Raw genomic sequence first — 13,070 nt, forward strand, 5'->3', positions numbered from 1 at the left:
GCGGTCAGACGACCTCTCCGGCCTCCATACGCGCCAGCCACGCCTGTGCATCTGACAGCACCGTTTTGCGCCGTTCGGCATCCATGCGATCCCATGTGCGATACATGTTTCCCATCCGGGCATTGCCCTCGAACCGATCCCGGTGCCGGTCCAGAAAATGCCAATACAGCAAATTGAACGGGCACGCGCCCTCGCCGGTTTTCGTCGTTACTGAATAGGCGCAGGATTTGCAGTAGTTCGACATGCGGTTGATATAGGCGCCAGAGCTTACATAAGGCTTTGAGGCGATGATCCCCCCATCGGCGTACTGGCTCATCCCGATGGTGTTCGGTGCCTCGACCCATTCGAACGCATCGGCATAGACCGCCAGATACCATTCATGCACCTGCGCAGGGTCGATCCCCGCCAGCAGCGCGAAATTGCCCGTCACCATCAGGCGCTGGATATGGTGGGCATAAGCCTCCTCGCGGGTCTGTTCGACCGCGCGCGCCATGCACTGCATCTTCGTCTCACCGCCCCAGTACAGCCATGGCAAATCGCGGTCATGCGTCAGCGCATTGCGCCGCGTGTAGTCCGGCCCCTCAAGAAAGTAGATCCCGCGCACATACTCGCGCCAGCCGATGATCTGGCGGATGAACCCTTCCGCCGCGTTGATCGGCACATCGCCCGCCTGCCACGCATCCTGCGCCGCCTCGCAAATCTCCATCACGGTCAAAAGACCCGCGTTCAGATACATGGAGATCACCGCATGATAGAGAAACCTGTTCTCCATCAGCATCGCGTCCTGAAAATCCCCGAACTTGGGAAGCGCCTCGCGGATGAACTTCGACAGCGCTCGCCGCGCTTGGCTGCGATCCGTGGCGAACCAGAAAGGGCGCAGGTCGCCGAAATTGTCGCCAAACCGCGCTTCGACAAGGTCCAGAACCTCCTGCACCACCTCGTCCGGTGTGAACTGCATCGGCCCGCCAAAGCTGACCTCATCGGGGGCGGGCTTGCGGTTCTCATGATCGAAGTTCCACTTTCCCTCCGCCGGGTTATCGCCGTCCATCAGAAGCCCGGTCTTGCGCCGCATCTCACGATAGAAATACTCCATCCGCAGCGCCTTGCGACCCTCGGCCCAACGCTCAAACTCGGCATGAGAGGCAAGGAACCGGTCATCCTCCAACATCTCAACCTTTAACGGCACGTCGCGCAGCGCCTCGATCAGCCGCCATTCACCCGGCTCCGTGACCACGACATCGGACGCCTCATACTGGTCGGCACGGCGCAGCAGCTCGCCCGCGATCGATCCCGAATTCTCGGAATCGTCGAATTCCGAATAGGCAACCTGCCAGCCCGCGGCCCGCAAAGACGCCGCGAACTTGCGCATGGAGGCAAAGATGAAAGCGATCTTCTTGGGATGATGCCCCACGTAAGAGGCCTCTTCCGCGACTTCCGCCATCACCACGATGTCGGCCGCCCGGTCCGCCGCCTGCAATCCCGCCAGTTCCGGCGATAACTGGTCGCCCAACACAAGAACAAGCCGGCTCACCACGGCACCTCCTTCCCGGCCCAATCGTAAAATCCTCCCGTCTGCGCAGGGGTCAGCCCCTCAAGAACCCGCAGCACATTGCCTGCCGCCTCGTCCGGCGCAACCGCGGGATGCCGCCCCAGATATTTCTCTGTAAAAGCCGTGCGTACCGTGCCGGGATGCAACGCCACACAAACCGCGTCCGGGTGCGTGCGTGCCAACTCGATGGCCCCGGTCCGCACGATCTGGTTCGCTGCGGCCTTCGCGGCCCGGTAGCTGACCCAGCCGCCCAGCCGATTGTCCCCAATCGACCCTACCCGCGCAGTCAACACCGCAAAAACGCTGCGCCCTTCCCTTCGCAACAGGCGCGGCGCATGACGCAGGACCAGCGCCGGGCCAATCGCGTTCAACGCAAACTGGTCCGCCATCGCCTGCGCCCGGATCGCCTTGATCGTCTTTTCAGGCTCCGCGCCGTCAATCTCCAGCGCGCCCGAGGCGACGATCACCCCCGCCAAGCCCTCAAGCCCCGCCAACCCATCTCGAACGGCACCCTCATCCGTCACGTCAAACCCATCGACAGACCGCGAACGCCGGATCACAGCAAAACCCTGGCCCTCCAAAGCCGCACAAAGCGCGCGCCCAATTCCGCCCGACGCCCCTATGACAAGAATCTGTTCCATACCCCGGACCTAGAGGTCGCCGGGCGCAGGTCCAGCCTTCATTGTTCGCGAAATACTCCCGCCGGAGGCTTCCGCCGCCCATCGCAAGAAAGCCCCTTTCCATTTTCCGATCACCGGGTATAACCTTGCCCCATGACACACGGCCAACATATCGCACGCGCCCGCCTTTTCGGCGCGGCTCCGCTTGGCCTGCTCCTCCTAATCCGCCTCTGAGCGTGCCTTAGGGCTGCGTCCGCTCAGAGGTCAGGTGATCGCGCCCAAGGATTTAGGATCAAGAGAGATATCAAAATGACCACAGACAAAAACCGCGTGTTGATCTTCGACACAACCCTGCGCGATGGCGAGCAATCTCCCGGCGCGACCATGACCCATGCTGAAAAGCTCGAAATTGCCGGGCTGCTTGACGATATGGGCGTGGACATTATCGAAGCCGGGTTTCCCATCGCGTCCGAAGGCGATTTTCAGGCGGTCTCCGAAATCGCGCGCCAATCCAAGAACGCCACGATCTGCGGGCTGGCCCGCGCGCAGCTTCCCGATATCGACCGCTGCTGGGAAGCGGTAAAGCACGCGAAATCGCCACGTATCCACACCTTTATCGGCACCTCGCCGCTGCACCGGGCGATCCCGAACCTCACGCAGGATGAGATGGCCGAACGGATCGAACAGACCGTCACCCATGCCCGGAACCTGTGCGACAACGTGCAATGGTCGCCGATGGATGCGACCCGGACCGAATGGGACTACCTCAAGCGGGTGTGCGAAATCGCGATCAAGTCGGGGGCGACGACGATCAACATCCCCGATACGGTGGGCTACACCGCGCCGCGCGAAAGCGCCGAACTGATCCGCCGCCTGATTGACGAGGTCGAAGGCGGGCATGACGTGATCTGGGCCACCCACTGTCACAATGATCTGGGCATGGCGACTGCCAACAGCCTCGCTGCGGTCGAAGCCGGCGCGCGCCAGATCGAATGCACGATCAACGGGCTTGGCGAACGGGCGGGCAACACCGCGCTGGAAGAGGTCGTGATGGCCCTGAAAGTGCGCAACGACATCATGCCGTTCCACACGCAGATCGACACCAAGAAGATCATGCATATCTCGCGCCGTGTCTCCACGGTGTCGGGCTTCCCGGTGCAGTTCAACAAGGCCATCGTCGGCAAGAACGCCTTCGCGCATGAAAGCGGCATCCACCAGGACGGGATGCTCAAAAACGCCGAAACGTTCGAGATCATGCGCCCCGAAGATGTCGGTCTTGCCGGTACGTCCTTGCCGCTGGGCAAGCATTCGGGACGCGCCGCGCTGCGGGCCAAGCTGAACGATCTCGGCTTCGAAATGGGCGACAACCAGCTCAAGGATGTGTTCGTGCGGTTCAAGGAACTGGCCGATCGCAAGAAAGAGGTCTTTGACGACGATCTGATCGCCCTGATGCGCGACGCGGCTGCGTCGGAACAATCCGACCGCCTCAAGATCAAGTCGCTGCGTGTCGTCTGTGGCACCGAGGGTCCGCAGACCGCCGACCTCGTGATGGAAATCGACGGCAAGGACGTCAGCACCACGGCGACGGGCGACGGTCCGGTGGATGCGACTTTCAACGCCGTGAAGGCCCTGTTCGACCACTCCGCCCGGCTGCAACTGTATCAGGTACATGCCGTGACCGAAGGCACCGACGCGCAGGCCACCGTGTCTGTGCGGATGGAAGAGGACGGCAAGACGGCAACGGGTCAATCGGCGGATACCGATACGGTCGTTGCCTCGGCCAAGGCCTATGTCAACGCGCTTAACCGCCTGCTGATCCGCCGCGAGACGACCGAAGTGGGCTATGACACCAAGACGGTCAGCTACAAAGACGCTGGATAACACCCTGCCAGTTATGCGCCGCGGTGAAAGCTGCGGCGCCAATTCAGGCGCTCATCGCAGTGGCGCAAGGCGGCCGGTGATTGGGCCATGTAGCGAAATCGCGCTGATTTGTCCTGCATGGCCCCTTTCGTCTGACGGCGCGTGACCTTATAAGCCGAGCGGTCTGCGGTCTGACAGAGTCGCGGGCCGATTTGCGAATCTTATGGGCGGGACGCGCGGAGCATCATGGCGATTTTTGACGGACTGGGCGGGCTTTTCTCGTCTGATATGGCGATTGATTTGGGCACGGCAAACACGCTGGTCTATGTGAAAGGCCGGGGCGTGATCTTGTCCGAACCCTCCGTCGTTGCGTATCACGTCAAGGATGGCGTCAAGAAAGTCCTCGCCGTGGGTGAGGATGCCAAGCTGATGCTGGGCCGGACGCCCGGCTCGATCGAGGCGATCCGCCCGATGCGCGAAGGCGTGATTGCCGATTTCGACGTGGCCGAAGAGATGATCAAGCACTTCATCCGCAAGGTTCACAAACGTTCGACTTTCTCCAAGCCCAAAATCATCGTTTGTGTTCCGCATGGCGCCACGCCCGTTGAAAAGCGCGCCATTCGCCAATCCGTTCTGTCGGCGGGTGCCCGCCGCGCGGGCCTGATCGCGGAACCGATTGCCGCTGCCATTGGCGCCGGTATGCCGATCACCGACCCGACCGGGAACATGGTCGTGGATATCGGCGGTGGGACAACCGAAGTGGCCGTTCTGTCGCTGGGCGACATCGTGTATGCCCGTTCTGTCCGCGTCGGGGGCGACCGGATGGACGAGGCGATCATTTCCTATCTGCGCCGCCAGCAGAACCTTCTGGTGGGCGAAACCACCGCAGAGCGGATCAAGACCTCTATCGGGACCGCACGGATGCCCGATGATGGCCGTGGCAGCGCCATGCAAATCCGCGGGCGCGACCTGCTGAATGGTGTCCCGAAGGAAATCGAAGTGACTGCGGCGCAAATCGCCGAAGCGCTTGCAGAACCGGTGCAGCAAATTTGCGAAGCGGTGATGACCGCGCTTGAAACAACCCCGCCCGACCTGGCCGCCGACATCGTGGATCGCGGCGTGATGCTGACCGGCGGCGGCGCGCTGCTGGGTGATCTCGACCTTGCCCTGCGTGAACAGACCGGGCTGGCCGTGTCGATTGCGGATGAATCGCTCAACTGCGTGGCATTGGGCACCGGCAAGGCGTTGGAATACGAAAAACAACTGCGCCACGCTATCGATTACGATAGCTGACGCGCCTGATAAACTCGGGCTATAGTTGACGACAACCCCGGCCCATCGGGGGAAGGACGTACGGACCTTGGCCAAAGATCGGACGAACAGCGCAGATTATGTCGCGCCGCTTCAGCGGCTTCTGCTTGGTATTGCCATTCTGTTCCTTGTCGGCGTCTTCATCGTGTGGCGCATCGACAGCCCCCGCGTCGAAAAGCTGCGCGCGCAGATCACCGACCGGCTGGTGCCGAATATGGATTGGGCGATGGCCCCGGTCACCGGCACCGTCAATCTGGCCCGCGATTTCCAAAGCTATCACCGGCTGGCCGAACAAAACGCCGAACTGCGCCGGGAGTTGCGCCAGATGCGCGCGTGGAAAGAAGCGGCGCTGCAGCTTGAACAGGAAAACGCCCGCCTCCTGGACCTCAACAATGTGCAGCTTGATCCGCGCCTGACCTATATCACCGGGGTCGTGCTGGCCGATAGCGGCTCGCCATTCCGGCAGTCGGTCCTGCTGAATATCGGCGCCCGCGACGGCATCGTGGACGGCTGGGCAGCGATGGATGGGATCGGGCTGGTCGGGCGGATTTCGGGCGTGGCAAAGAACACCTCGCGCGTATTGCTGCTGACGGATGCGAACAGCCGGGTTCCGGCGGTCATCCAGCCTTCGGGCCAGCGTGCCATTGTTGCGGGTGACAATACCGGACGTCCGCCGGTGGATTTCATCGAAAGCCGCGATGCGGTGCGTCCGGGCGACCGGGTCGTAAGTTCCGGCGATGGGGGCGTGTTCCCGGCCGGGCTGCTCATCGGCTCGCTTGAGGTGGATCGGAATGGCGGTCTGCGCGTGCGCCTTGCCGCCGATTATGAACGGCTCGAATTCTTGCGGGTACTGCGCCACAACGGCACGCCCACCGTGTCCGACGAAGGCACCGTGATCCGCGAGGGGCAGCCCCTGCCGGATCCGGAACAGGTGGCCGACAGTGAATAACGTCGCGCCTCTCAGCCTTTGGACCATGCGGGCGGTATTCGTCGCCCTTGCCCTTGTGATCCTGCTGGGGAACCTCTTGCCGCTGCAAACATTGACGCGCGGATGGGCGGGCCCGGACCTGCTGTTCGGCTTTGCGCTGGCTTGGTCGGTACGGCGCCCGGAATACGTGCCTGTGCCGCTGCTGGCCGCCGTTTTCTTTCTGGCCGATCTGCTGCTGTCGCGCCCACCGGGCCTTGGCGCAGCGCTGATGCTGATGGCGTGCTTTGATCTGCAGACCCGAATGCTGCGCCTGCGCGATGCGGGTTTTGCTGCCGAATGGGGCCGCGCCGCCGTGCTGATCATTGCGACCGCCGTCGCCAACCGCGTGGCGCTGGCGATCTTCTTCGTGCCCGCGCCGTCGCTGATCCTAGCCACGTTCCAGACCATAGCCACTGCCGCTGTCTATCCGCTGATCGTCGGTGTATCGGCCCTTGTATTCGGCGTGCGCCTGTCCGCCCCCGGCGATATCGACAAGTTGGGACACCGCCTATGAGACGCCCCCGCGCAGACCTCGAAGCCGCCCATAAGAACCTGACCCGCCGCGCAACGCTGCTGGGCGGCATGCAGTTGATGTTCGTCACCGGTCTGGCCGCACGGATGCAATATCTCCAGCTGGAACAAGCGGATGAATACCGCCTGCTGGCCGAAGAAAACCGCATCAATATCCGCCTGATCCCGCCGGAACGGGGCGAGATTTTCGACCGCAACGGCGTGCAGCTTGCGCGCAATGTGCCGTCCTACCGGATCGTCATCGTGCGCGAGAATGCGGGCGATGTGAAAACCGTGATCCAGCGCCTGCAAAAGCTGGTCGAACTCGACCCGGAGGAACTTGACGCCGCGCTGGAAGAAATGCGCCGTTCCGCCCCGTTTCTGCCCGTGACCATCGCCGAGAACGTCAGTTGGGATACGGTGTCGAAAGTGTCGGTCAACGCGCCAGCACTGCCGGGCATCACGCCAGAGGTCGGTCTGACCCGCTATTACCCCATGGGGTCGGACTATGCGCATGTGCTGGGATATGTCGGCCCGGTGTCGGATTACGATCTGGAAAAGATCGAAAACCCGGATCAGTTGCTCCGCATTCCTCGTTTCCAGATCGGCAAGGTCGGCGTCGAGGCGAAATACGAAGAACGGTTGCGCGGCAAGGCAGGGGCCAAACGTGTCGAAGTGAACGCAACGGGCCGGGTCATGCGCGAGTTGTCACGCAAGCAAGGCACCGCTGGGCAAGACTTGCAGCTCACCATCGACGCGAACCTGCAAAGCTATGTGCAGGCCCGTCTGGGCGAGGAAAGCGCCTCGGCCATCGTGATCGATGTGCAAAATGGCGACCTCATGGCAATCGCGTCCTCGCCGACATTCGATCCAAACCTCTTTGTGCAGGGCATTTCCGTTGCCGATTACCGGGCCCTGACGCAAAATACCTTCCGTCCGCTGGCGTCCAAATCCGTGCAGGGCACCTATCCGCCCGGTTCGACCTTCAAGATGATTACCGCCATGGCCGCGTTGGAAGACGGGCTGATCGATGCCGATGACACGGTCTATTGTCCCGGCCATCTGGAGGTCGCGGGCCGCCGCTTTCACTGCTGGAAACGTGTGGGCCATGGCTGGATGGACCTTGCCAATTCGCTCAAGCAAAGCTGCGACGTCTACTACTATGACCTCGCGCTGAAAGTCGGGATCGAAAAAATCTCGGCCATGGCCAATCGGTTTGGTCTGGGCGTCCGGCACGATCTGCCCATGTCCGCCGTCGCTCAAGGGCTGACCCCGACCAAGGCGTGGAAGCAATCGACCTATCAGCAGGACTGGCGGATCGGCGACACGGTCAACGCCTCTATCGGGCAGGGCTATATGCTGGCCTCTCCGATCCAACTGGCGGTCATGGCGGCGCGGATTGCCACGGGGCGGTCGGTGTCCCCGCGTTTGATCAAGACAATCGACGGGGTCGAGACGCCCTCCGGCGCGGGCGAAGCCATGGGGCTGAACCAGGGGCATCTGGCCCAGGTGCGCCGCGCCATGTACGAGGTGGTGAATGATCGGCGCGGCACAGCCTATGGCTCGCGCAGCATCGCCGAGGGGATGCGGATTGCGGGCAAGACCGGCACCAGCCAAGTCCGCAACATCACCGCCGAGGAACGCGCGCGCGGAGTGACGCGCAACGAAGATCTGCCTTGGGAGCGGCGCGACCACGCCTTGTTCGTGAACTTCGCGCCGTTCGACAATCCCCGCTATGCGGTCTGCGTCGTGGTCGAACATGGCGGCGGCGGCTCGACCGCTGCGGCGCCGATCGCGCGGGACGTCACACTGCAAGCGCTCTACGGGGGCGAACCGCCGCTGGACGCCTATCCGCGCAAGGATCGCGGACGCATCAGCGCGCAGCAGGAACGCCTTCGCGAAGTCCGCCCGATTGCGCGCGGCGTGGGCAGCCCGGAGGAACAGGCGTGAGCTATCTAGAGTACACGGTCAAACATGTCCCAAGCGGCGCACGCAAGATTCTGTTCCTGAACTGGCCGCTTGCCTTGCTGCTGGCCAGCGTCGCCGGGATCGGCTTTCTGATGCTCTACTCCGTCGCGGGCGGGACATTTTCCACATGGGCCGAACCGCAGGCGAAACGCTTTGCCGTCGGGTTTCTGCTGATGATACTCGTCGCCATGGTGCCGATCTGGTTCTGGCGGTCCATGGCCGGTGTCGCCTATGGCGTTTCGGTCCTGCTTTTGCTGGCGGTGGAGTTCTTCGGCTCTGTCGGGATGGGAGCGCAGCGCTGGATCGACCTTGGGTTCATGCGGCTGCAACCGTCAGAGCTGATGAAGATCACGCTGGTTATGGCCTTGGCCGCCTATTACGACGCCCTGCCCCAGAAACGGACCTCTCGGCCGCTTTGGGTCATCCTGCCGCTCATTCTGATCTTCTTGCCGACGGCCCTGGTGCTGCGCCAGCCGGACCTTGGCACGGCGATCCTGCTATTGACCGCCGGTGGCGGGCTGATGTTCGTCGCCGGGGTGCATTGGGCCTATTTCGCAGCGGTGGTGACAGCGGCCGTCGGACTTGTCACGGCGGTATTCCAGTCGCGCGGAACGCCATGGCAACTGCTGAAAGACTACCAGTATCGGCGCATCGACACGTTTCTGGACCCCAGTCAGGATCCGCTGGGCGCTGGCTATCACATCACCCAATCGAAGATCGCGCTTGGCTCTGGCGGGTGGACCGGGCGCGGCTTCATGCAAGGGACGCAATCGCGGCTCAACTTCCTGCCGGAAAAGCACACGGACTTCATCTTTACGACACTAGCCGAAGAGTTCGGCTTTGTCGGCGGCTTCACCCTGCTTGCGCTGTACGCGCTGATCATCCTGTTCTGTGTCACCTCGGCGCTGATGAACCGAGACCGGTTTTCAAACCTTCTGATCCTCGGCATCGCACTGAACTTCTTCCTCTTCTTCGCCGTGAACATGTCGATGGTCATGGGGCTTGCCCCGGTCGTCGGCGTGCCGTTACCGCTGGTCAGCTACGGGGGATCGGCGATGCTCGTCCTCATGCTGGCCTTCGGTCTGGTGCAATCGGCTCATGTCCATAGGCCTCGTTAATGATCAACGTCCTCTTCGCCGCCCGTCCCGAACGCTGGCCGCTCTACGAAACTCCGCTGACCGAAGCCTTTGCCGAAGCCGGTCTGCAGGTCCATCTGGCGACCGACATCCCCGCAGAGATGGTGGACTACATCATCTACGCCCCGAACTCCCCCCTTCAGGATTTCACCCCCTATACACGCGCCAAGGCCGTGCTGAACCTCTGGGCCGGGGTGGAAGGGATCGTGAACAATCCGACACTGCATATACCGCTTTGCCGGATGGTGGATATGGCGCTCACACAAGGCATGGTCGAATGGGTCACAGGCCACGTCCTGCGCCACCACCTTGGCATGGATGCCCATATCCTCGCCCAACCCGGAGAATGGGCCCCCAAAGCGCCCCCCGTGGCCTGGGACCGCAAAGTGACAGTGCTGGGGTTGGGGGAACTGGGCACGGCTTGCGCACAGTCTCTGGCACGCATTGGCTTCGACACCCATGGCTGGGCGCGGTCTGAAAAAACCGTGGAAGGCGTCACGTGCCACACCGACCTGTCCGAAGCCCTCACCGGGGCTGGCGGCGTCGTCCTGCTTCTCCCCGACACGCCGGCAACAACGCAGATCATGAATGCCGGAACCTTCGCCAAGCTGGCGCCTGGTGCCTTCCTGCTTAATCCCGGCCGCGGCCCGCTGATTGACGATGACGCACTATTGGATGCGCTGAACTCCGGCCAGTTAAGCCATGCAACGCTCGACACCTTCCGCACCGAACCCCTGCCGCAAGGTCACCCCTTCTGGCACCATGCCGGCATCACGGTCACCCCGCATATCGCCTCGGAAACCCGGCCAAAATGGTCGGCCCGGACCATCGCCGACAATATCCGCCGCAACGAATCCGGTGCCCCCCTGCTCCACCTCGTGGATCGGTCACGGGGCTACTGACCAAGCTAGGCTGAAGCCGTACCCTACATGGCGCTCATAGGTCGCAACATATCCGCCCGCCGCGCGCGCCTGCCTTCAGCGTTCTAAAAATACTCACGGCTCAGCGCCCGGAATTGCGTGCGACCTCTCCGGCCCGCCACTCTGCGATGGCAGGCCGCAAGGCCACAAGCAAAGGGGTCAAGCCGCCAGACCGCGCCCTTTGAGAAGCGCTTCGACACCCGGAAGACGCCCGCGGAAGGCGACATAAAGGTCCGCAGCTTCGACGCTGCCACCCGTAGAGAGGATATGTTCCTCCAACGCCTTGGCCCGCTCCGGATCAAAGGCGCTTCCCGCCTCTTCGAACGCCGCGAAAGCATCCGCATCCATCACTTCCGACCACATGTAGGAATAGTAGCCCGACGAATACCCGTCGCCCGCGAAGACATGGGCGAAATGCGGTGTCGCATGGCGCATCCCGATGGCGTGCGGCATACCCAGCGCCTCCAGCACCTCTGCCTGTTTGGCCATCGGATCAGCCGGGGCCGCGCCTTCGTGAAAGGCCAGATCGACCAGCGCCGAGGCCACATATTCCACAGTCTGGAACCCCATGTCATAGGTCGCCGCAGCCAGAACGCGGTTCAACAGGTCTTCGGGCATGGGCGCGCCGGTTTCCGCATGGGTCGCGAATTCGCGCAGAACTTCCGGCACTTCCAGCCAGTGTTCGTAAAGCTGCGATGGCAGTTCGACAAAGTCCCGCGCCACCGATGTTCCCGATACGCTTTCATAGGTCACGTTCGACAGCATCTGGTGCAGCGCGTGGCCAAATTCATGGAACAAGGTCCGCGCGTCGTCATAGCTCAGAAGCGCGGGGTCGCCCTTCGCGAAGTTGCAGACATTGACGACGATGGGCCGCTGCGGATCGGGCCAGTTCGCCTGACTGCGGATGGCCGAGCACCACGCGCCCGAGCGTTTGCTGCCCCGCGCGAAGTAATCCCCGATGAAGACGGCGACATGCTCCCCGTCGCGAGTGACTTCCCATGCACGGCAATCCTCATGGTACAGCGGCACATCCAGTGGCCGGAACTGCAACCCAAAGAGTTTCGAGGCACAGTCAAAAGCCGCCTCGATCATCCGGTCGAGCTGGAAATACGGCTTGATCTCGGCCTCGTCCAAATCATGCTCCGCCGCGCGGCGCTTTTCGGAGTAATAGCGCCAATCCCACGGCTCCAGGTCGCCATTGATGCCATCCTCTTTCATCATGTTCGCCAGAACCGCGCCGTCTTCCTCCGCGCGCTGGCGTGCGGGTTTCCACACGGCCATCAAGAGCTCACGGACCTTCTCCGGAGTGCCGGCCATTTCCGTTTCCAGCTTATAGGACGCGAAATCGGGATAACCGAGAAGCTTGGCGCGCTCTTCCCGCAGCTTGAGGATCTCTGCCGCGATCTCGCGGTTATCCGTTTCACCCCCATTCGCCCCACGGGCGGCCCAGGCCTTGTACGCCGTCTCGCGCAGGTCGCGGCGCGGTGAAAATTGCAGGAATGGCACGATCAAGGATCGGCTCAGCGTCACAACCGGGCCGCCTGCGTTTTTCTCTGCTCCTGCCGCACGTGCCGCAGACACGACGAATTCGGGCAACCCTTCCAGATCGTCATCGGCCAGCTTCATGTACCAGCTACGCTCATCGGCGAGCAGGTTCTGAGTGAACGCGGTGCCCAGTTCCGCCAGACGGGATTTGATCGCCTTCATCCGGTCTTCGTCTTCGCCTTCCAGCGCCGCGCCAGCGCGGACGAAACCGCGATGGGTCAGCATCAGCACGCGCGCCTGTTCGTCGGTCAGATCAAGGCTGTCGCGGGCGTCCCAAACGGCGGCAATCCGCGCGAAAAGCTTCTTGTTCGACGAAACTTCGGCGAAATGGACGGCCAGTTTCGGCGAAAACGTCCGCTGCAACTCTTCCCTCTTGGGATTGCTGTCGGCCCCTGCGACGTTGAAGAACACGCCCAGAACGCGGTCAAGCTCGCTCCCGGCGGCTTCGAGCGCCCCAATGACATTTTCGAATGTCGGTGCATCCCGATCAGCGGAAATCGCCGCGATTTCAGCAGTGTGCAAGGCCAGCGCCTTGTCCAGCGCAGGGGCAAACATTTCATCATCGATCTGGTCGAAAGGCGGCAGACCGAAGGGGGTGTCCCAATGCGCGAGGAACGTATTTTGCATGAAGAAAGTCTCCTTTGGCTGAACAGGTAAGCCGTTACCGGGCCTACGCCAAGGGTT

At 62.4% G+C, this 13,070-nt stretch carries 10 protein-coding genes; 7 read left to right on the forward strand and 3 right to left on the reverse strand.

Annotated features, from left to right (window positions below; genetic code table 11):
* Positions 1-4: 4 nt before the first annotated feature.
* A complete protein-coding gene (locus tag E4Z66_RS15500; RefSeq protein ID WP_211097169.1) occupies positions 5-1,531 on the reverse strand; it encodes a cryptochrome/photolyase family protein in 1,527 nt (508 codons plus the stop codon).
* Positions 1,528-2,190, reverse strand: a complete 663-nt coding sequence (locus E4Z66_RS15505; protein WP_136463964.1) for an SDR family NAD(P)-dependent oxidoreductase — start codon at positions 2,188-2,190, stop codon at positions 1,528-1,530. Before E4Z66_RS15505 ends, E4Z66_RS15500 begins: the two co-directional genes overlap by 4 nt.
* 288 nt (positions 2,191-2,478) lie before the next feature.
* Here E4Z66_RS15505 and E4Z66_RS15510 point away from each other — a divergent pair, with 288 nt between their 5' ends.
* The 7 genes from E4Z66_RS15510 (at position 2,479) to E4Z66_RS15540 (ending at position 10,823) form a co-directional block, all read left to right on the forward strand.
* A complete protein-coding gene (locus E4Z66_RS15510) occupies positions 2,479-4,050 on the forward strand; it encodes a 2-isopropylmalate synthase (RefSeq protein WP_136463965.1) in 1,572 nt (523 codons plus the stop codon).
* Between the two features lie 225 nt (positions 4,051-4,275).
* Positions 4,276-5,322: a rod shape-determining protein gene (locus E4Z66_RS15515; RefSeq protein ID WP_136463966.1), complete on the forward strand. Its 1,047-nt coding sequence runs from the start codon at positions 4,276-4,278 to the stop codon at positions 5,320-5,322.
* Positions 5,323-5,389: 67 nt separating this feature from the next.
* Positions 5,390-6,289, forward strand: a complete 900-nt coding sequence (gene mreC / locus E4Z66_RS15520; protein ID WP_136463967.1) for a rod shape-determining protein MreC — start codon at positions 5,390-5,392, stop codon at positions 6,287-6,289.
* Positions 6,282-6,821: a rod shape-determining protein MreD gene (locus tag E4Z66_RS15525; protein ID WP_211097170.1), complete on the forward strand. Its 540-nt coding sequence runs from the start codon at positions 6,282-6,284 to the stop codon at positions 6,819-6,821. The genes mreC and E4Z66_RS15525 overlap by 8 nt, the downstream gene beginning before the upstream one ends.
* Positions 6,818-8,767, forward strand: a complete 1,950-nt coding sequence (gene mrdA, locus E4Z66_RS15530; RefSeq protein WP_136463968.1) for a penicillin-binding protein 2 — start codon at positions 6,818-6,820, stop codon at positions 8,765-8,767. The genes E4Z66_RS15525 and mrdA overlap by 4 nt, the downstream gene beginning before the upstream one ends.
* Complete coding sequence (gene rodA, locus E4Z66_RS15535; protein ID WP_136463969.1) at positions 8,764-9,903, forward strand: rod shape-determining protein RodA; 1,140 nt, start codon at positions 8,764-8,766, stop codon at positions 9,901-9,903. The genes mrdA and rodA overlap by 4 nt, the downstream gene beginning before the upstream one ends.
* Complete coding sequence (locus E4Z66_RS15540; protein ID WP_136463970.1) at positions 9,903-10,823, forward strand: 2-hydroxyacid dehydrogenase; 921 nt, start codon at positions 9,903-9,905, stop codon at positions 10,821-10,823. Before rodA ends, E4Z66_RS15540 begins: the two co-directional genes overlap by 1 nt.
* Positions 10,824-11,000: 177 nt before the next feature.
* On the opposite strand, the gene E4Z66_RS15545 is transcribed toward E4Z66_RS15540, so the two are convergent.
* Positions 11,001-13,013, reverse strand: coding sequence for a M3 family metallopeptidase (locus E4Z66_RS15545; protein WP_136463971.1), 2,013 nt, complete (start codon positions 13,011-13,013; stop codon positions 11,001-11,003).
* Positions 13,014-13,070 lie beyond the last annotated feature (57 nt).

Origin of the sequence: Aliishimia ponticola (genome assembly GCF_004803475.1) — a bacterium.
Classification (GTDB): Bacteria; Pseudomonadota; Alphaproteobacteria; order Rhodobacterales; family Rhodobacteraceae; genus Aliishimia; species Aliishimia ponticola.